Consider the following 24,520-nt stretch of genomic DNA (forward strand, 5'->3'; position numbering starts at 1 on the left):
ATGAACGAGACGATCCCCCTGATCCGGACCGAGAACCTGACGATGCGCTTTGGCGGCGTGGTCGCGAACGACAACATCACCTTCAGCCTGCGCGAGATGGAGCTGCGCTGCCTGATCGGGCCGAACGGCGCGGGCAAGAGCACCTTCTTCAAGTCGCTTACCGGGCAGCAGATCCCGACCTCCGGCTCGATCTCATTCCGCGGTCAACCGATCGCGGGAAAGCTGCCGCACCAGATCGCGCGGATGGGCATCGGCATCAAGACGCAGGTGCCCAACGTCTTCAACGGTCTCAGCGTCCGCGAACATTTCTGGCTTGCCGCCCGGCGCAAGTCGATGCCGAAGGAGCTGATCCGCACGGTGGACGAGATCCTCGACCTCACCCGCCTGGGCGACGTGGCCGACCGGATCGTCGGCACCCTCTCGCACGGGCAGCGTCAATGGGTGGAGATCGGAACGGTGCTGGCCGCCAAGCCCGAGCTGATCCTCCTGGACGAGCCCGCGGCCGGCATGACCGACGAGGAGACGTTCCGGACCGCCGACATCATCCGCGACATCAACCGCACCCGGGCAATCGTGGTGGTCGAACACGACATGGCCTTCATCCGGCAGATCGCCAAGACCGTCACCGTTTTCCATCAAGGCCGCGTCCTGATGGAGGACACGGTCGACGCCGTCCTGGCCGACCAGCGGGTGCGCGACATCTACCTCGGCAAGAAGGTGGCGGCATGAGCATGCTTCTCGAGGTTTCCGACCTGCGCGCGGGATACGGCCGGATCCCGATCCTCGCGGGCGTCACCATGGCGATGGAGACCGGCGAATACCTCGGCATCCTCGGCCACAACGGCATGGGCAAGACCACGCTATTGCGCAGCTTGATGGGCCAGCTGCCGGCGACCGGCGGCAAGGTCACCTTCGCCGGTACGGACCTCACCAGACGGCGCACCCATGAACGGTCGCGCCTCGGCCTCGGCCTCGTGCCGCAGGGGCGTGAGATCTTTCCCGAGTTGTCGGTGATGGACAACCTGCGCATGGGCCTCGCCGCGGCGCCGAAGGAGGACGCCGCGATGATCGACACGGTGCTGCAGGACTTTCCCCGTCTCAAACCGCTGCTTGAGCGTCGCGGCGGCGCGCTGTCGGGGGGCGAGCAACAGCTTCTGGCGCTGGCGCGCTGCCTTTGCACGAAACCGAAGCTGATCCTGCTCGACGAGCCGACCGAGGGGATCCAGCCCTCGATCATCGAAGAGATGATCGACACCCTGCTCGCGTTGAAGGCCCGCTGGGCTTTGTCGCTGGTCGTGGTCGAGCAGAACCTCGAGTTTCTGACCTCGCTTTCGGACAGGATCCTGAAGATCCAGAAGGGGCGGATCACCGGCGAGACGAGCCGGGAAGAGATCCTTTCCGGGAAGGTCAGCATGGACGCGATCTGAGCCAGGGGCCCGCGCGGCCCCGCCACCAACAGAACATTTCGAACCGAACGCAATCTTGGCTTTTCAGGAAAGGATATCCTATGGCCGTCACTCGCCCCACCGTCGACGATATCGTGGAACTCGCGAAATCGCTTCACATGACCATGTCGCCCGAGCAGGCCGCCGAGTACCAGGCGCTCATGGGCGGCATGTTCGACATGTACGACGTGATCGACGCATTGCCGAACCCGACACCCCCCGTTGCCTATCCCCGCACCCCGGGGGCGAAACCCGCCCCGGCAGACAACAAGTACAATGCCTGGGCCTGCAAGAGCGAGGTCGCGGGCGCGGCGGACGGCAAGCTCAAGGGCAAGACCGTGGTGCTGAAGGACAACGTTGCACTGGCGGGCGTGCCGATGATGAACGGCTCGTCCACGCTCGAGGGGTTCGTGCCGACGGCGGATGCGACCATCGTGACCCGCATGCTGGACGCCGGTGCCACCATCCTCGGCAAGGCGACATGCGAGCATTTCTGCCTGTCGGGCGGCAGCCATACGTCGGACCCCGCGCCGGTGCACAACCCGCGCAAGATGGGTTATTCGGCGGGCGGCTCGTCCTCCGGCAGCGCCGCGCTGGTCGCGGCTGGCGAGGCCGACATGGCGATCGGCGGCGATCAGGGCGGATCTATCCGCATCCCTGCGTCCTATTGCGGGATCTACGGGATGAAGCCGACGCATGGCCTTGTGCCCTACACCGGTGTCATGCCGATCGAGAACACCATCGACCATACCGGCCCGATGACCGCGACCGTGGCCGATAATGCGCTGCTGCTCGAGGTGATCGCGGGCGCCGACGGCCTTGACCCCCGGCAGTACGCGCCCAAGACCGCCGCCTATACCGAGGCGCTCGACAAGGGTGTGAAGGGCTTGAAGATCGGCCTTCTGAAGGAGGGTTTCGAGCTTCCGAACATGCAGCCCGCGGTGGCCGAGAAGGTCAGGGCAGGGGCGGAGAAGTTGGCCGCCCTCGGTGCCGATGTCTCCGATGTCTCGTTGCCCGAGCATTTGACCGCGATCGCCGCGTGGAATCCGGTCACGCTCGAGGGGTTCACCGCGCAGATGATGCACGGCAACGGCATGGGCTTCAACTGGAAGGGGCAGTACGACGTGGGCCTGCTGGACGCTCATGCCACCTGGCGCCAGAAGGCCGACGACCTGTCGGAAACGCTGAAAATCTGCATGTTGGTGGGCGAATGGGGCCTCAGCCATTACCGCGGCCGCTACTATGCCAAGGCGCGCAACGTGGCGATCCAGGTCAAGGCCGCCTATGATGCGCTGTTCGGCGCGTATGACCTCCTGCTGATGCCGACCCTGCCTTGCGTCGCGACCCCGCTGCCCGGCCCCGACGCGCCGCTGGCCGAAATCGTTGGCCGTGCTTTCGAGATGACGAATGCCACCAGCCCGTTCGACGTGACCGGACACCCGGCGATGTCGATCCCCTGCGGTCTGGCTGAGGGCCTTCCGGTGGGCCTGATGCTGGTCGCCCAGGACTATGGCGAGGCCACGATCTATCAGGCCGCGAGCGCCTTCGAGAAGCTCGGCGACTGGACGACCTTCTAGGGTGCTACCCGGCAGGCGGCCCGGCCATTGCGCCGGGCTGCCACCGTTCTGAACTGGCACCGTTTCGATCTGACAGCACAGGAGCGATTGATGCTGACGATAACCGCGGTGATCCGTGCCAAGCCCGGGGCCGAGCAGACCATGCGCGACGCGCTGCTGGAGGTCGCCGACCACGTCCGCGTGAATGAGCCCGACACAATCGGTTTCCACGTTTCGCAAGATCTGGCAGACCCCTGCACCTTCACGACCTACGAGCGGTTCGCGGATGAGGCGGCAATGAACCTGCACAATTCCTCAGATGTCGTGGCCCGCTTCTTCAAGATCGCCCAGCCGATCCTGGATGGCGAGGTCGTGCTTGTGACGAGTTTCGAGATCTCAGCCAAGGATTGAGCGGAAGCGCAACCGCCAGCCCCCCTTTGATAGCCGAGTTTCCGCCGTCGCGCAGATGCACCCGCTGAACGGCACCTACAACGCCATCTTTTCGAAAACGACGCCGCGATCGAAACCGCACGCGACATCGACCGGCGCCGCGCAGCGGGCGCGCCGGTTGGGCCGCTCGCCGGGGTGCCGGTGGTGATCAAGGATCCGATGGATATGAAGGGGTGCCCCACGACGGCGGGCTGGCGCCCGCTCTCCTCGGGGGCCGGAGGCGTCGACCTGATGCCAACGATGACGAGCAAGACCCATTTCGGCGGCAAGCGAAAGGTCTGCCGCGCTGAGAGGCGTGACTTGTCCGAAATCAAGGGGGGATGGCGCGCGCTCGGCTAGGATTCAGAAACGGGAGCAGGCAAGCGACTGGAGCTGGGGTGAAGCGCGAGCGTTCAGATGCCCATCCGTACCATGCACGAACCGTGGGGGAGAGCCTCGACGGATTGCGGGTGCAGCGCGACCGCGGCCTGTCGGAGACGGAGGCCACGACGCGGTGTGAGGAATTCGGGCCGAACGTCATCGCCGCGCGCGAGAGGGCCGGGCTTGTCCGGCTGGTCGTCAACCAGCTCATGAGCCCCGTCGTCGCGCTGCTGGCGGGGGCGGCGGTGCTGGCCGGGTGGTTTGGCGAGTACGAGCAGGCCATCGCGATCGGCATCGTGCTCCTGCTGAATACGCTGATCGGCTTCTTCACCGAATACCGCGCTGTCCGGTCGATCGAGGCCCTCAGGGCGCTGGAGACGCCGATGGCGCGGGTCCGCCGCGAAGGGCACGAGCGCAAGATCCCCGCCGAGCGGCTGGTGCCGGGCGATATCGTGCTGCTCGACGCGGGGGATGCGGTGCCTGCGGACCTTCGGATCGTGGAATGCGCGAACCTGCGGGCCGACGAATCCGTCCTGACCGGGGAGTCGGTCCCGGCCGGAAAGACGGTCGAGCCCGTGTCCGCGCAGGCGCGCCTTGGCGACCGGCGATCCATGCTGTTCAAAGGGACCGCCCTGGTCGCCGGATCGGCGACAGGCGTCGTCGTGCGGACCGGAACCGAGACCGAGCTTGGCCAGATCTCCCGCCTCGTGGCGGAGGCAGGAACCGGCACCTCGCCGATCGAGAAGAAGCTCACGCGGCTTTCTGCCCAGCTGATCTGGGCCACGCTCGCGCTGGCTGCCGGGATCGTTGGCCTCGGGCTGCTGACCGGCAAGGACCCGGTTCTGATGGTGGAATCGGGGATCGCCCTCGCGGTCGCGACCATTCCCGAGGGGCTGCCGATCGTCGCGACCCTTGCGCTGGCGCGCGGCATGGCGCGGATGGCGCGCCAGAATGCGCTGGTCGAGCGGCTCTCGGCGGTGGAGACGCTGGGCGCGACAACGATCATCCTGACCGACAAGACCGGGACGCTGACCGAGAACAGGATGGCCGTTCGCCGGGTCTGGCTGCCGTCGGGCGAGGTCGACTTCGGCCCCGAGGCACCCGCCCCGTTGCCCCCGGGCGACACGCAGCTCTCCGCGCTGATGGAGGTCGCGGTCCTGTGCAACGACGCGGCGCTCGACACGGCGCTCGACACGGCAGGCGGGCAGGGCGTCGGCGACCCGATGGAGATCGCGCTTCTGCGCGCGGGGCTCCGGGCGGGATACGCCCGGGAAGACCTTCTGTCGGCAAGCCCGCTGGTGCTGAAGCACGCGTTTGACGGCCATGCCCGGATGATGGCAACGGTGCACGATCACGCGCCGGGATACCTGTTCGCGGTCAAGGGTGCGCCGGAAATGGTTCTTCCCTGCTGCGATGCCATCTCCCCCGATGGCGCGCCGCGCCCGATGATGGGCAGGGACCGGCAGGCGTGGCTTGATCGCGTGACGGAGCTTGCCCATCACGGGCTCAGGGTGCTGGCCTGTGCGGCGAAGACGGAGGCCACGCCGGACGCCGCCCCCTATGAGAACCTGACCTTCCTGGGGCTGATCGCGCTGGAGGATCCGGCCCGGCTGGACGTGCCCGAGGCCATCGCCGCCTGCCAGGAGGCCGGCATCCGGGTGGTGATGGTCACTGGCGACCACGCGGTGACTGCCCGCAGCATCGGCCGGGCGGTGGGTCTTCGCCACGCGGCGGGGGAGATAGCCGAGGGCGCGGAGGTTGCGGCCCTTTCGGCAGACGGCAGCTTTGATCGCATCGGCATCTTTGCCCGCGTCAGCCCCAAGGACAAGCAGGACCTCGTGCGTGCCTATCAGGCCGCCGGCGAGGTCGTGGCGATGACAGGCGACGGCGTGAACGACGCGCCGGCGCTGCGGCAGGCCGACATCGGCGTGGCGATGGGGATGCGCGGCACAGACGTGGCACGCGAGGCTGCGGCGATCGTCCTGCTTGACGACGCATTCCCCACCATCGTCGCGGCGATCCGCGAGGGGCGGATCATCTTCGGCAACATCCGCCGCTTCGCCTCCTACCTGCTCGCCTGCAACCTGGCCGAGGTGCTCGTGATCGGGCTTGCGGTGCTGTCGTCGTTGCCGCTGCCACTCCTGCCGCTGCAGATCCTCTACCTCAATCTTGTGACCGACGTGTTTCCGGCCTTTGCCCTCGCGCTCGGCGAGGGGGAGGGCGACGTGCTGAAGCGGCCGCCGCGCGATCCTCGGCAGCCCATCCTCGGCCGGCCGCAATGGACACGGATCACGGTGCAAAGCCTGCTTATGACCGGCGGCACCTTCGGCGCGCTCTACCTCGCCGAGACGTGGCTTGGCCTTGAGGCCGGCGCCACGGTTACCGTGACATTCCTGACGCTGGCCTTCGCCCAGCTCTGGCAGGTGTTCAACATGCGCGCCGACCGGTCGGGCGCCCTGGTGAACGAGGTCACCCGAAACCCTTGGATCTGGGCGTCGCTCGCGCTTTGCGCGGCGCTTCTGGCCGTGCCGCCCTACGTCCCGCCGCTGGCGGGGGTTCTGGGGCTCACGCCGCCCGACCCGGCGATGTGGACCACCGTTCTGGGCCTCAGCGCCGCGCCGGCCGCGATCTGGCAGCTTGTGGCGCTGCTGCGCCGCAACCCGGGGGGCTGAGCGATGCAACCCCTCGTTCTTCCCTGGCTCGAACTCGGCCTTTGCGGGGCGGTCATCGCGATCGCGGGCTCGGTGCTGGTGCGCCATGGCGAGATGCTGGCGCAGCTGACCGGACTGTCACGGTCGTGGATCGGTCTGATCCTGCTGGCGACCGCCACCTCCCTGCCGGAACTTTTCACGGGGGTCAGCGCCGTCACCCTTGCCGACGTCCCGAACCTTGCCGTGGGCGACGCGCTTGGAAGCTGCGTCTTCAACCTGCTGCTGCTGGTGCTGCTGGACGAACTCAGCCGCTCCGAGCCGATGTATCGGCGCGTCGATCAGGGCCACGTCCTGACGGCGGGTTTCGGCGTCATCATGATCGGTGCGGTGGGCGCGCTGATCCTGCTGAGTCGCGAGCAGCTGGATCTGAGGCTTTTCCACATCAGCGCCTACACGCCGCTTATCATCGTCGTCTACCTCGTCGCGATGCGCGCCGCCTTCGATTACGAACGGCGGAGCAGGGGCCCCGTGGCGCAGCCCCGGGCCGAAGAGCGGCCGACGGTGCGGACCGCCGTCCTGCGTTACCTGACGGCGGCCGTCTTCGTCGTCGCGGCCGGAACGTGGCTGCCCTTCATCGGCCGTGACATCGCCGACGCGATGGGCTGGAGACCAACCTTCGTCGGCACGCTGCTGGTCGCTGGCGCGACCTCGCTGCCGGAACTGGCCGTCACCATCTCGGCGCTGAGGATCGGGGCGGTGGACATGGCGATCGGCAACCTGCTGGGCAGCAACCTCTTCGACATTCTGATCATCGCCCTCGACGATGTCGCCTATGCGAAGGGGCCGCTGCTGTCGGCCGTCTCGCCCGCCCATGCCATCACGGCCTTCGCCGCGGTGATCATGTCGGGGATCTTCATCGTGGCGATGCTGTTCAAGCCGAAGACCCGCCTGCGCGGCACCGTCGGTTGGGTCAGCCTGGCGATGCTGGTGGTCTACCTGTTCACTTCCTACGCCGTCTATCTGCACGATCTCTGACGCCGTTGCCGAGGAAGAGCGCGGCCAGGCAGCAGGTTCTTGCACGCGAAGCAATGGCCGCAGTTTCTTGCCTTCTGAAGAAGGCATTTGTCGAGCCGACGCATGCCGTGCTCCCGCGTCCGAACACCCATCACTCAGGCAGAGCGCCGAGGTGTCGGCAACTGAAGAAACGGAGGCCGGCTATCCTGGTCCAGGATGGGGCAGGGCGCGCAGCCCGGGGGCATCAAGGCGCAGAAGACCTGACACCCTCGGGGGCAACCTATTCAGGAAGCTCTCCCCCTTCATAAAGCCATCGCACCGCGTCCGCGTCAGGACAGATCCGGCTGCCAACCTCCCGCAGATGTTGCGAAATTTCATCCGTCATCCCGTCGACCTTTGCCTTCCCGATCTCGCCCTGCCGCATCATCGCCCCGGATTTGAGGATCGGAACCTTGCCGGCGGTATTCGCCTCGAACTTGCTCTCGTTCTGCTTCATCCACCGGAACGAGGTGTATTCAAGGATGTCCGCCCACTGATCGTCTGTCGGGTTTTCGCCAAGGAACTCGGCTATCTTGCGGACCGATCCTTCGTGGTCTTTCTTCATGTCTGCGTAGTGAAGGAAGATGACGTTCCGTTCATGGCGGAGCGGCCACCACGCGGCCAGAAAGCCGAAGACCGCCCCCTGCATGCCATTCCTGTCTATGACCTCGTGATAGAAGGACGGGAAGTCCGGGCGGCACATGGCCTCGCGCGGGATGCCCCACAGGCGGAACCACTCGTCCGAATGCTTGTCGAGGAATGGCCGGAAGGACACGAACGCTTCTTCCGGGTTGCGGAACACGACGACATACTTCACGTCCGTGCCCGACCCGACCGCCTGAAACGGCACGGCGGGAGGTGGCGAATGCGTCTTGAAGGCGCGGCGCGCATCGGCAGGCATGGCGCCCACGCGGTCGACGACGTCCTGATGCGATTGTCCGGGGAAGCCCAGAAACTCGATCCAAGGGACTTCCTCGTAGATATCGCGAAAGCCGGGCGTCCCGCCGGTCATCACCTGGTGGACGATATTCATCGTCCAGGTCGTGCCGCTCTTCAGGGGGACCGACACCACGACGTCGCCATCGCGCCAGGCGATCTTGTGCTGGATCTCGGGCTGGATCCACGGAGGGCCCCCGGGCGGTGCGTCGCTTTCAACGGAAACTTCCATCTTCTCCTCCCTGCTGCTGAAATTCGGCATTGATGCCTGATCGTTCAAATGTCGGCCGCGCCCTGCGGCTGGTGCCCAATGGCCTGGCCATGCGCCATTATGCGCTTTGCAGAACGGGAATCTCGTTCAAAAGCACGCCTGGAGGTCGGCTTTTGCCCTTCGGCGCAGGCCGCTGGCATTTGCAGAGAAGGCCGTCTCCCCGCCCGCCCTGGCTCTGCTGGCCGTATCGAACCGCAGCTTTCCGCGGCTGCGCCCGAGGGGCCGGACGCCGGTTTTGGGGCCTCTTTCTGCCCGGGTAGATCGTGGCTTCCATTGGATCATCGGCTTCGGGGCTGACAGGTGGCGCAGGTCATCGCCCGTGATCAAGGCGGGGCTTCCTGTGAGCGTGTCAGCAAACGCTTGATTTCGGGAGCGCTCCGCACAATCCTGTCCGTAGCGAACTCTCAGGCGGCAAGCGCCGAGACGGTTGCCAATCTGCGCGACACCCGTCTTCGACAAGCCGCTCTTCAGGCCCGCTCCTGGCATACCCTGGTCTTGCGATCCATCAGACGGAAGTGACAGGCGATGTTGAAGACGGACACGATGTTCTCGGGCTCGATCCCGGAAACCTACGACCGCCACATGGTGCCGCTGATCTTCGCGCCATACGCCGAAGATATCGCGGCGCGGGTGGCGGCCCTATCGCCCGGCGCCGTGCTGGAAATCGCGGCGGGCACCGGTGTTGTCACCCGCGCCTTGGCGCCGAGGCTGCCACCGGATGCGAGCTATGTCGTGACGGACCTCAACCCGTCGATGCTCGACTACGCCGCCGCGCGGCAGGGCCCTGACACCCGCATCACCTGGCGCCAGGCGGACGCCATGGCGCTCCCATTCGAGGATGAGAGTTTCGACGTCGTAAGTTGCCAGTTCGGCGCGATGTTCTTTCCCGACCGCCCGTCCGCCTACCGGGAGGCCAGGCGCGTGCTGAAGCCCGGAGGACATTTTCTTTTCAGCACCTGGGATCGGATCGAGGACAACGATTTCGCGCACGATGTGACGAATGCGCTTGCCGGGATGTTTCCGAACGATCCTCCGCGGTTCATGGCGCGGATACCCCATGGCTACCACGATACGGCGGCGATCCGATACGACCTTGAGGCTGCAGGTTTCGCACGCGTCGAGATCGAGACAATCCCGGCGCTGAGCCGGGCGGCATCGGCCCGTATGGCGGCGGTCGCCTATTGCCAGGGTACGCCTCTGCGCACCGAGATCGAGGCCAGAGACGCGACGAGGCTGGAAGAAGCGACCGGCCTGGCGGAAGCCGCAATTGCCGGACGACATGGCCGCGGCGAGATCGCCGGCAAGATCCAGGCGCATGTCATCCTGGCGATTGCCTAGGTGGCATTCGTCGGGGCGGTGCCGAGGTTTGGAGTCGCACGAACGATCACAGTCCGCGGGGGCAACGACTTTCTATAATCTGCGCAGACGCGGCTGCGAACATGCGCTTGCGAGCTGTGCCAGTCCATGAGAGCCGCCATTCGGTTTCCGTAACGCCTGCCACGAACCGTGAGCAAGCGGCATGGGGGCGCTATGTTGCCCCATGCGCAGGTCGCGGCGAAGGGCAAATGCCAGGCCCGAGCCGCCGATCCCGAGAGGCGCGGCGATGGGACGTTGCGCCCACGAAAAGGGAGCGCGGGTTTTCAGAGAGAGGGCGTTCGGCGGGGCTGTCTTCGTCGTTGTCGGGCTGCACCTCCTCGGTCACCGGCCTTCAGGCCGCGAGCTGCTCCTCCAACCGCGGGCCGGGGCAGTCGATGAAGCCCGACCCCTCGGCCGAGATGACGGTGCCCTCGGTCACGATCACACCGGCCCAGGTACGCCGGGGTGTAATAACGCGTGGTCTCGGCCGTCGGCACGTTGCGGGCGCTGCGCGCGCGGGTCATCGGGGCCATCGCGGCATGGTTTTTGAGACTGAGCCCGCCAAGGTGCACCGTGTCGAACAGGTCTGTGAAGGGAAACCTCAGCTATAGGCGCCGGCCGAATAGGTCAGTTCGTAGCTATGGGAATAAAGCTCGAAGACGATGCCGAAGGGGTCCTCGACGTAGACCATGCGGTAGGGCTTCTCGCTGGGGAAATATTCGCGCACCGGCATCCGCTGCTTGCCGCCGGCGGCGACGATCCTCTCCAGCAACCCCTCGAGATCGGGATCCTGGATCGCGAAGTGGAACAGGCCCACCTGGCGGTAGGGCAGATTGTTCCCGGGTCTGTAGTTCTCGGGAAATTCGAACAGCTCGAAACCGATACGGTCGGCCGAGGACAGGTGGGCGATGCGGAACTTGCCCCAGCCGGGGCCGAAGACGTCGTCGCACATCACGCCGATATCGCTGTCGTCCTGGGCAATCCCGGTCGGTTCCATGATGACGTAAAAGCCCATGACATCGCGGTAGAAGGCGACAGCGGCGTCGAGGTCGGGCACCGAAAGCCCGATGTGCGAGAAGGTGCGCGGGGTGGTCATGGTCATGGAAGTCTCCTGTGGCGTTGCCGTCGGGCGGGGGCATCCACCCCATCAATTATCATTCGCGCTCATGATGATAACGAAATGAGCGACGAGATGCTGAATGCGACCTGGCTCGAAACCTTTGCCACGCTCTGCGATGTCGGGCATTTCACCCGCGCCGCCGCTGCGCTGAACATGACCCAGCCCGGCGTCAGCCAGCATGTGAAGAAGCTCGAGGCACAGTTGGGGCAACCCCTTCTGTCGCGCGACGGCAAGAGCTTCATCCTGACTCCGGCGGGCGAGGCGGTCTTGGCCATCGCCCGGCGGCGACGGGCGGAAGAAGGCACCCTGCAAGGCGAGTTGCAGCATGACGATCCGGACCGGGGGCAGGTTTCGATCGCATGCTCGGGTTCGCTTGCGCTGCTACTCTATCCGCGCTTCATGGATCTGATTTCAAAGGCCCCCCGACCTGTCCATCCTTCTCTAAGCGATGCCGCAGCCGCGCGTTCTGGAAGAGGTCGTAGCGGGGCGTTTCGATCTTGGGATCGCCGACCATTCGCCCTCGCACCCCCGACTTGAGGGGGAGCGTGTGGGTCAGGATGAGCTCTGCCTTCTCCTGCCTCCGGATAGCGCGGCACCTCAAAGTTTTGCGGCACTTGACGCGCTCGGCTTCATCGCTCATCCCGATGGGTTCGCCCATGCCGACGAACTGCTCGGAGCGAATTTTCCCGAAGCGCATCCCGGAGCGGACCGCCTCCGGCAGCGCAGCTTCGTAAACCAGATCGGCCAGATCCCCGAGCCGGTGCTGCGCGGCATAGGCTATACCATCCTGCCCCGCAGCGGCGTCGATGCCCACCCCGGGCGTAGCCGCCTGCAGGTCATGCCCCTGCCGGTATCGGTCAGGCACGAGCTCTGGTTGATCCAGCGGCGCAACCGCAGCCTCCCGGCGCGAACCCGTCGGATCCGGGCCGAGATCGCAGAGGTGCTTGCCGCATTGCGACGTGGACAAAGAGGACCGGCGCCTTCAGCCTTTCGCCGCCCGAGCGGTTGCGGGAAGCCCAAGATGCGGAAAGAGAAGCTGTCGCCAAGCGCGGGCTCGGGGGCCTGACCGTCATGGATCTCCACGTTTCCCGCGCTCGGATAACAGCCCGGCCAGCGCATCAGGATCGCGAGAATGGGCCAGATGCCGGCGCTGCTCTCCGCGTCCCCGCCATCCGTTCATGCAGGTCGTCATACCGCGCTTGGCGCCACCAAAGGGCGGCAAGCTGTCATTTCTGCACACCGGATAATCTCGGGGCCGGGGCTGGAATACGTAACCTCAAGATCGCGACAACGCCGACCGAAGGGCGTCAGTCGCGCAGCGCTGCGACAGCGCGAATTTCGATCTTGAGTTCGGGCCTGCTCAGCCCGGATATCCCGATGATCGACCAGGCCGGGAACGGCTTCTTTATGAACTTGTGCTTGGCCTCCATGAATTCCGGAAGCGTCGTCTCGATGTCAACGTGGTAGCTGGTGACCTCAACCAGGTCCTGGAGGTCAAGGCCCGCGATCCTCAGAAGCTCCTCGATACGCTTCAGGGACCACTCGGTCTGATCCGCAACACTTTCGGGGGCGCTTCCATCCGGGCGGGCACCCACCTGGCCGGAGATGAAGAGGAAGCCCTTCGATTTCACAGCCGGCGAGAAACCGTAGCGCTCAAACGCCGCGCGGTAGCCCTCAAACATCTCGTTCCCGGGCGGTATCTCAAGCACTTCTGTCGTCATGCACGTCTCCTCGCGTCTGAACCTGATCCGCTAGGCCGAAGCGCAGGCGACGCCGGGAAGCTATCGTTCGGCGGACCATTGGGCAACCAATCCCGTCTGCGGCAACCGGCGGCCCCGGGCAGCATGCGGATCACCTCTACCGGGCCGGATCGGCACCGTGTCACCATCGGTCCCATTCCGGCCCCTGACCAGTCTTTTGCGTAGACGAAGCAATCCCGCAATTCGTCTGAAACATTCGGATGCCTGAGATACCTGCGCAGCATACCTTGCCGTGTCATGCCTGACGTTTCCATCAATCGAAAGCCAACAAGGGCTGCGCCTGCCGATGGGCATGGCAGGCGCAGGTGGGCCCTTCATGCAGCCCGGCGGTGACGTACGGCCTCGGCCAGTCGTTCAAGCTCGGTCAGCGAACCGGGCCAGTCGAGGCAGCCGTCGGTAATGCTCTGGCCATAGACCAGGGGCGCGCCGGGCTTTGCCGATTGCTTGCCGGCCCGCAGATTGCTTTCGATCATGATCCCCTGGATTCGCCGGTCACCCGCCGCGAGCTGGGCGCAGACATCGGCCACGACCTCTGGCTGACGGGCAGGGTCCTTGCGGCTGTTCGCGTGGCTCGCGTCGATCACGATCCGCTGCGGAAGGCCCCGCGCCTCTGCCGCCCGTGCCGTTGCCTCGACATCGGCCGCCGAATGGTTCGGCTCACGCCCGCCGCGCAGGATGACATGGCAGTCGGCGTTCCCCTGCGTCGTGGCGATCGCCGCAAGGCCCTGCTTCGTCACCGCCGGGAAGCGATGCGGCTGCGCGGCCGACAGCATGGCGTCGAGCGCGATGTCGATATTGCCATCCGTCCCGTTCTTGAACCCGACCGGGCAGGAGAGGCCGGAAGCGAGCTGGCGGTGGATCTGGCTTTCCGTCGTGCGCGCGCCGATCGCGCCCCAGCTTACCAGATCGGTCAGGTACTGGGGCGTGATCGGATCAAGGAATTCGCAGCCGGCCGGCAGATGCATCGCATTGATGTCCAGAAGCAGGCGGCGCGCGAGGCGCAACCCTTCCTCGATCCGGCAACTTCCGTCGAGGCGGGGATCGTTGATCAGCCCTTTCCAGCCGACGGTGGTGCGCGGCTTCTCGAAATAGACCCGCATGACGATTTCGAGGTCCCTCGCGTGGCGCTGCCGCGCCTCGGCAAGCCGGGTGGCATAGTCACGCGCCGCGGCGGGATCGTGGATCGAGCAGGGGCCGATCACGACGAGGAGGCGGTCGTCCTCGCCCTGCAGGATGTCGCGCACCGCCTGGCGGCCCTGCATGACTGTGGCGGTCGCGGCGGCTTCGCGCGGCAATTCGGCAAGAATGGCAGCGGGCGAGGTAAGAGGGGTGATCTCGGCAATGCGGAGATCGTCGGTAGTGGTCAGCACGGCTTTCTTCTCCTTCGGGGTCCAGCCGCGCAAATGAAAACGCCGCTGGATGGACCAGCGGCTTTCGGGGTTTTCAGTCGTTTCGGAAAGTCGACTAGGCAGCACCCGGCATCCGCTGGAGACAGCGGAACCAATAAAACGATGCGGCATAGGCGTTCAGGTACGACATGGGCGGAACATAGGCGCGCATGCGCCGGCTGTCACGCGAAATCCGCGCGGCTGGTCAATAGTGCCCGGGTTGTATCCTGCGGGCGAAATGGGACGGGCGCGACCAGACGGGCGGGGCGCGCGGCCATCGACCTGCGTGGCGTGGCGGTACGATTGCGGTGCACGGCCGCTTCTACAAGTCATGCCGCAATCACCGAAGCCGGCAAAACCCGTGACGAGCTTCACTCACGGACCACATAGGTGAACAGGCGCACCCGGCCGTCCTCGCCGGTTTCCCTGTAGACGCCCTGTATTTCGTTCTCGAAGCCCGGGAAAAGGTTCGCGGCCTCTTCGAACATCTTGAGGTAGTCGATCATCGGCTGACTGCGGCGCCCGTAACGTTCCCCCGGAACAACCACCCCGATCCCCGGCGGGTAGACGAGCGAGAGGGTGGCTGCGACGCGCCCCTCCACCTGCGAAATGGGAAGATAGTCGACATCGTTGCGGGTGAGGTGCTGGTTGGCGTCCCGTGGGCTCATCACGATTTCGGGCAGATGCTCCGGCCGGAACTGGGCCCGTTGAAGGCGCGACGTGTCCTTCGCGCGGTAGTACGCGTGCATCTCGCCGCAGAGATCGCGCAAGCGGGTGCCGCAATAGCGCGCGGCGCGGCCTCTGGTGAACGCGGGAAGCACATCTTCCAGCGGGGCATTGGCGTCGTGCAGCCGCTTGAAGGCCACCAGCGCCGAGAGCAGCGTCCCCGCCTTGCTGGCCTCCAGCCCGGGCGTCAGCAGGAAGAGGATCGAATTGAGATCGTTCTTCTCCGGCACGATCCGGTTCTCGCGCAGGAATTGCGCCAGAACGGGTGCGGGCACTCCGTGGTCGGCATAGGCCCCGGCATCGCGGTCGAACCCGGGGGTCAGCAGCGTAAGCTTGTTGGGATCCGTGATCGCGTAGCCGGGCGCGATGTCGGGAAAGCCATGCCACGCGGCGCCGGGCGTCAGTTGCCAGAATTCCTGTCTGCTTGCCAGAAGGTCGGTCGGCACATCCTCCCATCTTGTTTCCTCGGACACGCCGGACCCCTCGTCCAGCCTCACGACATCGGGTACGAAAGGATCGAAGAACCATTGGTCTTCGGGACGCTCCGCCTTTGCCTCGAACTCCCGGGAAAGCTGGCGGATCCGCTTTCGTAGCTCGATCCCCATTCGCACGGTATCGTCCCAGAGGACCTGCCCCGAGCGGCCCTTCATCATCTGTGCCCCCACGTCGAGCGAGGCGAACAGGGGATAGAAGGGGGAGGTGGAGGCGTGCAGCATGAAGGCTTCGTTGAAGCGGCGGTGTTCGACCCTCTGGGGCCGGCCGGCGATATGGGCATCCTTCACATGGACCTGCGAGGCCTGGGAGAACCCGGCAAGCTGCTTGTGCGTGGACTGGGTGGCGATGATGCCCGGGTCATCCTCGGATAGCCCCTCCAGTCCCATCGCATAGTGGCCGCGAAACAGCGGATGGAACTTCATGAAACCGGCCCAGGCCTCATCGAAGAGGATGTATTCGCAAAGCGGGCGCAGCTTCTCCAGCATCATTTCCGCATTGTAGATTGATCCGTCATAGCTGCACTGCTCGATGATCGCGATCCGGAACGGACGCTTGCGGTCCGCCACGCCGGGGTCGGTCACGAGGGGGTGCGCACGGATGGCATCCCGGATGCCGGCTTCGTCCAGCGCGGTCCAGTCGATCGGGCCGATCAGCCCGTGCAGGTTGCGGTTGGTCGGCAGATAGACCGGGATGCCCCCGGCCAGGACCAGCGCGCCGTGATGTGCCGACTTGTGGTTGTTGCGATCGAAAAGCACGAGATCATCCTGGCTGACCAGGGCCCCCAGCGTCAGCTTGTTGGAGGTGGAGGTGCCGTTGAGGACGAAGTAGGTGCGGTCAGCGCCGAAGATCCTGGCGGCCTCTTGCTGGGCCTTGAGTGCCGGCCCCTCGTGAGTCAGCAGATCCCCCATCTCGACCACCGAATTGTCGATGTCGTCGCGAAAGACCGCTTCGCCCAGATGCTCGACGAACAGGCGCCCCACCGGACTTTTCCAATAGAAGATGCCGCCGTTGTGGCCCGGGCAGGTCCAGAGCTGATTGCCGGCATCGGCATAATCGACCATCGCTCCGAAGAACGGGGTCTTCAGCGTGGCAGCGTATTGCTTGAGGTGACTGATCAGGTTCTTGGCGATGAAATCGGGCATGTCTTCCGCCACGAAGAGATAGCCGGTGACCAGTTCCACGGTCTCGGCCGACATGTCCTCGAGATGTTCGTGGTGACCCTGCACGAACAACGGCATGTCGAGCCCGCGCGCGCGGATTGTGCGCAGCAGCGCCCGCGCACCCTCGCGCCAGGTATCGTCTCCCCATTCAAGAATGACACAGCCGATCGTGGCATCGCCGCGCACGGCCGTCTCGGCATCCTCGAGCGTCGTCGTCTCGATGACGTCGAACCCTTCTTCCTCGATGGCGCGAAGGGTGTCGCGCAGATGCTTTCCACCGGTTGTATCGGTCCGCAACAGGCGGCTGCAGACGAGAATCTGGAACAGTTTTTCGAACGCCATGAAGGAGCCTCGATTGCGGCAGGGAGAAAAGAATGTCGGCGCCCCCCCAGGGGGGCGCTCTGCAAGGTCAACTCGCGCTCACGATGCCCATCGCGAAGAGGACGATGGCAAGGACCGCCACCAGAACCAGCACGACGCTTGCCACGGCCTCGGCCCCGGTGAAGGCCGTCTTGCGGCCTTGGGGATTGGAGTGTTCGGCGTACCAGTAGACCGGCAGGCCGATCGCGAACATGATCACTGAAAGCAGGATGAATTCCGGGCCCGCCGCGTACAGCATCCAGACGGCGTAGACCGAGCCGAGGATGCCCGTCCAGATCATGGCCGCGCGCCCCTCGCTGCCCGAGCCGGCGTTCGGATGACCTGCGCCGTATTTCCACAGGTAGGCAGTGCTGGCGAGATAGGCGGGCAGGATCATCACACCGGTCACGCCCACGAGGAAGAGCCATGCGTCATGCGCGTAGAGAACCACGAACATGGTCGCCTGCATCACGATCGTTGACAGCCACAGCGCGGGCGCCGGGGCGTGGTTGGCGTTCTCGTGCGACAGGAAGCGCGGGAAGACACCGTCCTTGGCCGCCTCGAACGGAAGCTCGGCCACCAGGATCGTCCAGGCGAGCCAGCAGCTGAGGATCGAGACGAGCACGGCAAGCATCACCACCGTCGCGCCCCACGATCCGACCAGCGCCTCTATCACGTAGGCCAGCGACGGCCCCTTGAGGCCCGCAAGCTGCTGCTGGGTCATCACGCCGAACGGCAGGATCGACAGGAGCACATAGGCGACAAGGCAGATCGCGAGTCCGATGAAGGTGGCCGCGCCCACGGCCTTCGCGCTTGACGCCCGGCCCGAGACGACGACGGCTCCCTCGATCCCGATGAAGACCCACAGCGTCACGAGCATCGTGCTTTTGACCTGCGAGAGAACGCTGCCCAGATGTGCCTTGGCCCCCCAGATGTCGGCGGTGAAGGGCCCGGCCTTGAAAAGCGCCAGAAGCACCACGATCGCGGCGGCAAGTGCCGCGAGCTTGGTGACCGTCGCAAGCGCGTTGAGCAGGGCCGCGCGTTTCACCCCGGACAAGACCATGAAATGCATCGCCCAGATCAGGACGGACCCGCCGATCAGCGACGCCCAGTTCTGGCCGTTGCCGAGGACGGGAAAGAAATAGCTGAGCGTCTGCATGATGAGCACGGCGAAGGCGACGTTGCCGAAGGCGGAGCTGAGCCAGTAGCCCCAGGCCATCTGGAACCCGGTCAGCCGGCCGAAGCCCTCGCGGGCATAGGAATAGATGCCCGCGTCCAGATCGGGGCGCTTGTCGGCCAGTGTGCGGAATGTGTTGGCCAGAAAGAACATGCCGACGCCGGTGATGATCCAGGCGATCACCTCGGCGCCGAGTGCGGCGCCCTGCGCCATGTTCGAGGGCAGGTTGAAGGCCCCGCCACCCACCATCGAGCCGACCACCATCCCGACCAGCGCGAACAGGCCAAGGCGCCGGGTGACCGGCTGGGATGAGGTAGTGCCGGATGCGGCCCCCGATGTCGGGGAAAAGGTATTGTCGGTCATCTGCGGTTCTCCCTGGGGGCGATCGGTTTTGATGCCGTGACCCTGTCCAGCAGCCGGTTTCCTTTCCTTGACCTTGCTCAAGTTTGCCCGGGCGGTTCGGGCCTTCGGACCGTGGAATACCGGCGCCGAAGACGTGGTCCCGTTGGCCGTTATCTATCATGGAAATTCCGTTGTTATTTGTTTCCAAAAGGCTTTTCGCCTCGCGACCCCGACGCGTGCCAACGTTCGGAAGGCACGCCTCCTGCGCCATCACAACTATTCGTGAGAGCTGATGCCATTCGCGTGAAGCGCCGCGGTGACTTGATCCGGGTCAAGGTTTGTTCGCGCCGGACTGACAGATTGGCCGGGCTCTTCGACGAAACGGAAGGAGGACCGAGTGTCTGACGGATCAGAACGCCCGCTGCGTGTGTTGCTTGCAGACGACGAGGTGGGGCAGCCGACTGCCGCGGGCCGCGCGTTGGCGCAACTCGTGACCGAGCTTCGGGCGCAGGATGTCGAGGTGGTCGCCTCCGCCTCGCGTGAGGATGCCTGCGCCATCGTCGCCTCGGATGCGGCCATCCAATGCGCCATCGTCGATTGGGACCTGGGTCGCAACGATCATGCCGAAGCAGAGGAGATCCTGTCCCGGATCCGTGACCGCAACTTGCACCTTCCCGTCTTCCTGCTGGCCGATCGCAGCAGCCTGTCCACGCTGCCTACCGTCGTCATGCAGCAGACCGATGATTTCATCTGGCTGCTGGAGGACACCGCGGAATTCATCACGGGCCGGATCGTGGCCGCTGCGAAACGCTACCAGACCGAGATCCTTCCGCCGATGTTCGGCGCGCTGATGACCTTTTCGGACGTGCATGAATATTCGTGGCACACCCCCGGTCACACCGGCGGCACGGCCTTTCTGAAATCGCCGGTCGGGCGTGCGTTCCATTCTTATTTCGGCGAACACATGCTGCGCTCCGATCTTTCGATCTCGGTCGGGGAACTGGGGTCGCTCCTCGACCATTCCGGCCCGATCGGCGCGGGCGAGCGCAATGCCGCGCGGGTGTTCGGGGCGGATCGCACCTATTACGTGACCAACGGAACCTCGACCTCGAACCGTGTCGTCGTGATGGCGAGCGTGACGCGCGGCGATATCGCGCTTTGCGACCGCAATTGTCACAAGTCGATCGAGCATGCCATGACCATGGCCGGGGCCGTGCCGACGTATCTTGTGCCCAGCCGCAATCACCTTGGCATCATCGGCCCGGTCCGGCCCGATCGGCTGAGTGCCGAGGGCATTGCCGGTGCGATCGCCGCGAACCCGCTGGTGGACCATGGCACGACGTCGGCACCCCGCCTCAGCATCCTCACGAACTCCACCTATGACGGGCTGTGTTACAACATCGCCCGGGTCGAGGAGCTTCTCGGCCAATCTGTCGACAGGATGCTGTTCGACGAGGCCTGGTACGGCTACGCGCGCTTCAATCCGCTCTACGCCCACCGCTTCGCGATGCATGAGAAAACGTCTGCCGAGCAGGCCGGGGGTCCGACCGTGTTCGCGACGCAATCGACGCACAAGCTGCTGGCGGCACTGTCGCAGGCGTCGATGATCCACGTTCGGGACGGCAAGCGCCCGATCCCGCACAACCGATTCAACGAAGCGTTCATGATGCACGCCTCGACCTCGCCGCAATACGCGATCATCGCCTCCAACGACGTGAGCGCGGCGATGATGGATGGTCCCGGCGGCACGGCCCTGACCACCGAGTCGATCCGCGAGGCCGTGGGGTTCCGCCAGATGATCGCGCGGATACGGGACGAGTTCGCGGAACGGGGTGACTGGTTCTTCGACCTCTGGCAGCCCGCAATGGTGCCGGACGGGGCAGGGGGGCGTGTCGCCTTCCACGCTGCCGACCCCGAGCACCTTGTGGCCGAATCCGCCTGCTGGGAGCTGGCCCCGGGTGCCGATTGGCATGGGTTCGGCGATCTGGAAGCCGGGTACTGCATGCTCGACCCGATCAAGGTGACGGTCGTCACCCCCGGCGCTACGGCGCAGAAAGGGCCCGCGGCGCCGGCCATTCCCGCGCCCGTCCTGTCGGCCTATCTCGATGATCGGGGGATCGTGCCCGAGAAGACGGGAAGCCATACCGTCCTCTTTCTTTTCTCGCTGGGGATCACGCGCGGCAAATGGGGCACGCTCGTCAACGCGCTGCTCGAGTTCAAGCGCGATTACGATGCCAATCTTCCGCTGTCCCGCGCACTGCCCGCGCTGGTGGCGGCGCATCCCGATCGCTACGCGGAAATGGGCCTGCGCGACCTGTGCGCGCAGATGCATGGCACCATGGATGAACTGGCGATGGCAGAGTGCCTGGAGAAGGCCTTTTCAACCCTGCCCGAACCCGCCTGCACCCCGGTCGAGGCCTACGAGCATCTCGTCCGCGACGAGATCGAGCAGGTCGCCCTGTCCGACCTGGCGGATCGCGTCGTCGCGACGGGCATCGTGCCCTATCCGCCGGGCATCCCGCTTCTCATGCCGGGCGAGCGTACCGGTGGGGCTGGTGGACCCGCGCTGGCCTATCTCGCGACACTCGAGGCCTTCGACGGCCGCTTTCCGGGCTTCGAGCATGACACCCACGGAATCGAGGTGATCGAGGGCCGGTACCACGCGCTGTGCCTTCGCACGGACACGGCCGCTGCATCGGCACGAAAAGAGGGAGAGCCCCTATGACCGCGTCTGCCTCCGCATCCAGAGTGCTTGGCGTGCATTCCGAAGTGGGGCGCCTGCACGAGGTCATGGTGCACCGCCCCGACCTCAGCCTGCGGCGGCTGACGCCTGCCAATTGCCATGACCTGCTGTTCGACGACGTGCTCTGGGTCAAGAAGGCGCGCGAAGAACATGACGCCTTCGTCGACACCCTGCGGGATCGCGGCGCCATCGTGCATGTCTTCAGCGCGCTTCTTGCCGACACCCTGGCGCAGGCCGAGGCACGGGACTGGCTGCTCGACCAACGCCTTGCGCCTGCCTTCGTCGCATCGGATCTGGCAGATGAACTGCGCGGCTGGTTGAATGAACTGCCCTCTGACGAGCTTGCGGGCAAGCTCACCGGGGGTGTTGCCCGCGCCGAATTGCCGTTCACTTCGCGCAGCCTGGCCGCGCAGGCGATGCTGCCGGGCGATTTCGTGCTGCCGCCTTTGCCCAATCAGCTCTTTACCCGAGACAGTTCGGCCTGGATCTACGGGACGGCCAACGTGAGTAGCATGTTCTGGCCCGCGCGACGTCCGGAGACAGCGAATATCGAGGCTGTCTATCGCTTTCACCCCCGCTTCATTGGGGCGGGCTTTCCACTGCTGACCGAGGCCGGCGCCGGCACGCTGGAGGGGGGCGACATCATGCCGATCGGGCAGGGCACCGTGCTGGTCGGGATGGGGGAGCGGACCACACCGCAGGCGGTCAGTGACCTTGCGCGCCAGCTTTTCTCCACCGGAACGGCCGAGCGGGTCATCGCCGCACTGATGCCGCGCGACCGCAGCTTCATGCATCTCGATACCGTCTTCACCTTCTGCGACCATGATCTGGTCACGCTCTTTCCGCCGGTGGTGGATCGCATCCGCTCCTTCTCGCTCCGGCCGGGCGATGTCGATGGCCGGCTTCACGTCACTGAGGAGACGCGGCCCTTCACGCAGGTGGTCGCGGAGGCGCTCGGCCTCGATCACCTTCGGCAGGTGGTGACGGGCGGCGACAATTACGAGGCCGAGCGGGAGCAATGGGACGACGGGAACAATGTCGTCGCGGTCGAGCCCGGCGTCGTCATCGCCTATGACCGCAACACCTACACCAACACCCAGCTTCGCCGCGCGGGGATCGAGGTCATCACCATCGAGGGCGCCGAACTCAGCCGCGGACGCGGCGGGGGGCATTGCATGACCTGCCCGCTGGTTCGCGACCCAATCCAAATCTGAGGAGACTACCGATGCCGCTCAATCTGCACGGCCGTTCCGTCCTGGCGCTGGACGATTTCAGCCCCGACGAAATCCGCTACCTTCTCCGCCTCGGTGCCGAGCTCAAGGCCGCCAAGGTGGGGGGGTATGAACGCCAGCGCCTGCGGGGCAAGAACATCGCCCTGATATTCGAGAAGGAATCGACCCGCACCCGTACCGGTTTCGAGGTCGCCGCCTACGATCAGGGCGCGCATGTCACCTTTCTGGGGCCGACCGGCAGCCACATCGGCCACAAGGAGTCGATGAAGGATACCGCGCGGGTGCTGGGCCGGATGTACGACGGGATTGAATACCGCGGCTTCGGCCAGGGCCAGGCCGAGGTGCTGGCCTCTCATGCCGGCGTGCCGGTCTACAACGGCCTGACGGATCAGTCGCACCCGACCCAGATCCTCGCCGATTTCATGACGATGCGGGAATACACCCACAAGCATTTCTCGGACATGACCGTGGCCTTCCTCGGCGAAGGCCGAGACAACGTCGCCCTGTCGCTGGCGCAGGGGGCGATGCTGCTGGGGATGGACATGCGTATCGCGTCGCCTCGCGCCCTCTGGCCGGAGGACGGCTTCGTGGCGCATCTGCACAGCATCGGTGCCCGGACCGGTGGGAAGCTGACCATCACGGAGACGGTGGACGCCGCGGTGAAGGGGGCAGATTTCATCTATACCGACGTCTGGGTGTCGATGGGCGAGAGCGAGGAAGTCTGGGCCCAACGGATCGAGCTTCTGACACCCTATCGCGTCACCGCCGCGACGATGGAGGCGGCGCAGAACCCTTTCGTCAAGTTCATGCACTGCCTTCCCGCGTTCCACAACACCGAGACCACGGTGGGTGCCGACATCGCGAAACGCTTTGGAATCGACTGCATGGAGGTGACCGAGGAGGTCTTCGAATCCGAGGCTTCGATCGTCTTCGACGAAGCCGAGAACCGCATGCATTCCATCAAGGCGATCCTGGTCGCGACGCTGGGGGGCTGAGCATGCGCATCCTGGTCGCTCTCGGCGGCAACGCCCTGCTGAAGCGGGGCGAGCCCATGACGCATGCCCGTCAGCGTGCCAACGTAGCAAAGGCGGCGGCGGTCATGGCGCGTGTCATCGAAGCCGGGCACGACCTGGTCATCACCCACGGCAACGGGCCGCAGGTCGGCCTTTTGGCGCTGCAATCCGCGGCAGGTCCGAAGGCAAGCGCGCAGCCCCTCGACGTCCTGGATGCCGAGAGCGAGGGGATGATCGGTTACCTGATCGAGAGGGAGCTGCGCAGCCGCCTGCCGGGGCGCGAGATCGCGACCTTGCTGACCCAGGTTCGCGTCGATGGCGCAGATCCCTCCTTCGCCGCGCCGACCAAGCCGATCGGTCCGACATATTCGGAAAGCGCCGCGCGCGAACTGGCAGCGGCAAACGACTGGACCATCGCACCGGACGGACATGGCTGGCGCCGCGTGGTTGCCTCGCCCGAACCTGTCGAGGTGCTGGAGGCACGTGCGATCGGGCTTCTCCTCGCCGAGGGCGTCATCGCGATCTGCGCCGGCGGTGGCGGCATCCCGGTCGTCCGGCAGGTGAACGGCTGGTTGACCGGCATCGAGGGCGTGATCGACAAGGACGCGTCGAGCGCGCTTCTGGCGCAGCACGTCGGGGCGGATCTGCTGATCCTCGCGACCGATGTGGAGGGCCTGTTCGAGGCATTCGGCACGCCCCGGCAGCGCCTGATCCCGACGGTCAGGGCGCATGACCTGACCCTCGACGACCTTCCCGCCGGGTCGATGCGACCGAAGGCGAAGGCGGCGGCGGATTTCGTTCGCGCGACGGGACGGTCCGCCGTGATCGGAGCGCTGGACGATGTCGAGGCGCTTGCCGAGGGGGCCCGGGGCACCAGGTTCCTGCCGTGACGGCCGGGCAAACGCCTTGCAAGCATGCGGAGGAGC

At 65.5% G+C, this 24,520-nt stretch carries 19 protein-coding genes and 1 pseudogene; 14 read left to right on the forward strand and 6 right to left on the reverse strand.

What is annotated here, in order from left to right:
• The 7 genes and pseudogenes from CVV76_RS05960 to CVV76_RS05990 all read left to right on the forward strand — a co-directional run bounded on the left by CVV76_RS05960 (position 1) and on the right by CVV76_RS05990 (position 7,497).
• Positions 1 to 729, forward strand: coding sequence for an ABC transporter ATP-binding protein (locus CVV76_RS05960; protein WP_102223700.1), 729 nt, complete (start codon positions 1 to 3; stop codon positions 727 to 729).
• A complete protein-coding gene (locus CVV76_RS25365) occupies positions 726 to 1,427 on the forward strand; it encodes an ABC transporter ATP-binding protein (protein WP_102223701.1) in 702 nt (233 codons plus the stop codon). The genes CVV76_RS05960 and CVV76_RS25365 overlap by 4 nt, the downstream gene beginning before the upstream one ends.
• An 80-nt stretch (positions 1,428 to 1,507) precedes the next feature.
• A complete protein-coding gene (locus tag CVV76_RS05970; RefSeq protein ID WP_102223702.1) occupies positions 1,508 to 3,022 on the forward strand; it encodes an amidase in 1,515 nt (504 codons plus the stop codon).
• Positions 3,023 to 3,112: 90 nt separating this feature from the next.
• Entirely contained in the window at positions 3,113 to 3,412 is a 300-nt protein-coding gene (locus CVV76_RS05975; protein WP_102223703.1) for a putative quinol monooxygenase, read from the forward strand.
• A gap of 105 nt (positions 3,413 to 3,517) precedes the next feature.
• Positions 3,518 to 3,790, forward strand: a pseudogene (locus CVV76_RS05980) (amidase family protein); the annotation flags it as partial.
• Positions 3,791 to 3,828: 38 nt separating this feature from the next.
• Positions 3,829 to 6,483: a cation-translocating P-type ATPase gene (locus CVV76_RS05985; protein WP_199178499.1), complete on the forward strand. Its 2,655-nt coding sequence runs from the start codon at positions 3,829 to 3,831 to the stop codon at positions 6,481 to 6,483.
• A gap of 3 nt (positions 6,484 to 6,486) precedes the next feature.
• Positions 6,487 to 7,497 (forward strand): sodium:calcium antiporter, encoded by a 1,011-nt coding sequence (locus CVV76_RS05990; protein ID WP_102223705.1) that lies wholly within the window; start codon positions 6,487 to 6,489, stop codon positions 7,495 to 7,497.
• A gap of 259 nt (positions 7,498 to 7,756) precedes the next feature.
• Here the strand turns inward: CVV76_RS05990 and CVV76_RS05995 are convergent, their stop codons facing one another.
• Positions 7,757 to 8,713: a sulfotransferase domain-containing protein gene (locus CVV76_RS05995; protein ID WP_102223706.1), complete on the reverse strand. Its 957-nt coding sequence runs from the start codon at positions 8,711 to 8,713 to the stop codon at positions 7,757 to 7,759.
• 534 nt (positions 8,714 to 9,247) lie between these two features.
• Between CVV76_RS05995 and CVV76_RS06000 the strand changes: the two genes are divergently transcribed.
• Entirely contained in the window at positions 9,248 to 10,060 is an 813-nt protein-coding gene (locus CVV76_RS06000; RefSeq protein ID WP_102223707.1) for a class I SAM-dependent methyltransferase, read from the forward strand.
• 619 nt (positions 10,061 to 10,679) lie between these two features.
• Here the strand turns inward: CVV76_RS06000 and CVV76_RS06005 are convergent.
• Positions 10,680 to 11,180, reverse strand: coding sequence for a lactoylglutathione lyase family protein (locus tag CVV76_RS06005; protein ID WP_408607876.1), 501 nt, complete (start codon positions 11,178 to 11,180; stop codon positions 10,680 to 10,682).
• A 78-nt stretch (positions 11,181 to 11,258) separates the two neighbouring features.
• Between CVV76_RS06005 and CVV76_RS25635 the strand changes: the two genes are divergently transcribed.
• Together CVV76_RS25635 and CVV76_RS25640 are read left to right on the forward strand one after the other, a co-directional pair.
• Positions 11,259 to 11,735 (forward strand): LysR family transcriptional regulator, encoded by a 477-nt coding sequence (locus CVV76_RS25635; protein ID WP_332888530.1) that lies wholly within the window; start codon positions 11,259 to 11,261, stop codon positions 11,733 to 11,735.
• Entirely contained in the window at positions 11,647 to 12,264 is a 618-nt protein-coding gene (locus CVV76_RS25640; protein ID WP_332888531.1) for a substrate-binding domain-containing protein, read from the forward strand. Before CVV76_RS25635 ends, CVV76_RS25640 begins: the two co-directional genes overlap by 89 nt.
• 241 nt (positions 12,265 to 12,505) lie before the next feature.
• On the opposite strand, the gene CVV76_RS06015 is transcribed toward CVV76_RS25640, so the two are convergent.
• The 4 genes from CVV76_RS06015 to CVV76_RS06030 form a co-directional block, all read right to left on the reverse strand.
• Complete coding sequence (locus CVV76_RS06015) at positions 12,506 to 12,919, reverse strand: Rid family hydrolase (RefSeq protein WP_199178500.1); 414 nt, start codon at positions 12,917 to 12,919, stop codon at positions 12,506 to 12,508.
• Between the two features lie 353 nt (positions 12,920 to 13,272).
• Positions 13,273 to 14,328 (reverse strand): 3-deoxy-7-phosphoheptulonate synthase, encoded by a 1,056-nt coding sequence (locus CVV76_RS06020; RefSeq protein ID WP_102223708.1) that lies wholly within the window; start codon positions 14,326 to 14,328, stop codon positions 13,273 to 13,275.
• Positions 14,329 to 14,717: 389 nt separating this feature from the next.
• Positions 14,718 to 17,069 carry an Orn/Lys/Arg family decarboxylase gene (locus CVV76_RS06025; protein ID WP_102223709.1) on the reverse strand — a complete coding sequence of 784 codons (2,352 nt, stop codon included), beginning with the start codon at positions 17,067 to 17,069 and terminating at the stop codon, positions 14,718 to 14,720.
• Between the two features lie 67 nt (positions 17,070 to 17,136).
• Positions 17,137 to 18,627 (reverse strand): basic amino acid/polyamine antiporter, encoded by a 1,491-nt coding sequence (locus CVV76_RS06030; protein ID WP_102223710.1) that lies wholly within the window; start codon positions 18,625 to 18,627, stop codon positions 17,137 to 17,139.
• Positions 18,628 to 19,003: 376 nt separating this feature from the next.
• Between CVV76_RS06030 and CVV76_RS06035 the strand changes: the two genes are divergently transcribed.
• From CVV76_RS06035 to CVV76_RS06050, 4 genes are read left to right on the forward strand one after another with little or no spacing between them, the layout of a single operon-like run.
• Positions 19,004 to 21,331: an Orn/Lys/Arg family decarboxylase gene (locus CVV76_RS06035; RefSeq protein ID WP_199178501.1), complete on the forward strand. Its 2,328-nt coding sequence runs from the start codon at positions 19,004 to 19,006 to the stop codon at positions 21,329 to 21,331.
• The gene (locus CVV76_RS06040) at positions 21,328 to 22,563 is read left to right on the forward strand and encodes an arginine deiminase (protein ID WP_102223711.1); all 1,236 of its coding nucleotides are present in this window, start codon (positions 21,328 to 21,330) and stop codon (positions 22,561 to 22,563) included. Before CVV76_RS06035 ends, CVV76_RS06040 begins: the two co-directional genes overlap by 4 nt.
• Positions 22,564 to 22,574: 11 nt before the next feature.
• A complete protein-coding gene (argF, locus tag CVV76_RS06045) occupies positions 22,575 to 23,576 on the forward strand; it encodes an ornithine carbamoyltransferase (RefSeq protein WP_102223712.1) in 1,002 nt (333 codons plus the stop codon).
• Positions 23,577 to 23,578: 2 nt separating this feature from the next.
• Complete coding sequence (locus tag CVV76_RS06050) at positions 23,579 to 24,484, forward strand: carbamate kinase (protein WP_102223713.1); 906 nt, start codon at positions 23,579 to 23,581, stop codon at positions 24,482 to 24,484.
• The last annotated feature ends 36 nt before the right edge of the window (positions 24,485 to 24,520 follow it).

It is taken from the genome of Acidimangrovimonas sediminis (assembly GCF_002871005.1).
GTDB classification, from domain to species: Bacteria; Pseudomonadota; Alphaproteobacteria; order Rhodobacterales; family Rhodobacteraceae; genus Acidimangrovimonas; species Acidimangrovimonas sediminis.

What these genes read in the sequence shown, in the direction of transcription:
- CVV76_RS05960 (WP_102223700.1), top strand. Translation starts at nt 1, where the DNA reads ATGAACGAGACGATCCCCCTGATCCGGACCGAGAACCTGACGATGCGC.
- CVV76_RS25365 (WP_102223701.1), top strand. Translation starts at nt 726, where the DNA reads ATGAGCATGCTTCTCGAGGTTTCCGACCTGCGCGCGGGATACGGCCGG.
- CVV76_RS05970 (WP_102223702.1), top strand. Translation starts at nt 1,508, where the DNA reads ATGGCCGTCACTCGCCCCACCGTCGACGATATCGTGGAACTCGCGAAA.
- CVV76_RS05975 (WP_102223703.1), top strand. Translation starts at nt 3,113, where the DNA reads ATGCTGACGATAACCGCGGTGATCCGTGCCAAGCCCGGGGCCGAGCAG.
- CVV76_RS05990 (WP_102223705.1), top strand. Translation starts at nt 6,487, where the DNA reads ATGCAACCCCTCGTTCTTCCCTGGCTCGAACTCGGCCTTTGCGGGGCG.
- CVV76_RS05995 (WP_102223706.1), bottom strand. Translation starts at nt 8,713, where the DNA reads ATGCCGAATTTCAGCAGCAGGGAGGAGAAGATGGAAGTTTCCGTTGAA.
- CVV76_RS06000 (WP_102223707.1), top strand. Translation starts at nt 9,248, where the DNA reads ATGTTGAAGACGGACACGATGTTCTCGGGCTCGATCCCGGAAACCTAC.
- CVV76_RS06005 (WP_408607876.1), bottom strand. Translation starts at nt 11,180, where the DNA reads ATGACCATGACCACCCCGCGCACCTTCTCGCACATCGGGCTTTCGGTG.
- CVV76_RS25635 (WP_332888530.1), top strand. Translation starts at nt 11,259, where the DNA reads ATGAGCGACGAGATGCTGAATGCGACCTGGCTCGAAACCTTTGCCACG.
- CVV76_RS25640 (WP_332888531.1), top strand. Translation starts at nt 11,647, where the DNA reads ATGCCGCAGCCGCGCGTTCTGGAAGAGGTCGTAGCGGGGCGTTTCGAT.
- CVV76_RS06015 (WP_199178500.1), bottom strand. Translation starts at nt 12,919, where the DNA reads ATGACGACAGAAGTGCTTGAGATACCGCCCGGGAACGAGATGTTTGAG.
- CVV76_RS06025 (WP_102223709.1), bottom strand. Translation starts at nt 17,069, where the DNA reads ATGGCGTTCGAAAAACTGTTCCAGATTCTCGTCTGCAGCCGCCTGTTG.
- CVV76_RS06030 (WP_102223710.1), bottom strand. Translation starts at nt 18,627, where the DNA reads ATGACCGACAATACCTTTTCCCCGACATCGGGGGCCGCATCCGGCACT.
- CVV76_RS06040 (WP_102223711.1), top strand. Translation starts at nt 21,328, where the DNA reads ATGACCGCGTCTGCCTCCGCATCCAGAGTGCTTGGCGTGCATTCCGAA.
- argF (WP_102223712.1), top strand. Translation starts at nt 22,575, where the DNA reads ATGCCGCTCAATCTGCACGGCCGTTCCGTCCTGGCGCTGGACGATTTC.
- CVV76_RS06050 (WP_102223713.1), top strand. Translation starts at nt 23,579, where the DNA reads ATGCGCATCCTGGTCGCTCTCGGCGGCAACGCCCTGCTGAAGCGGGGC.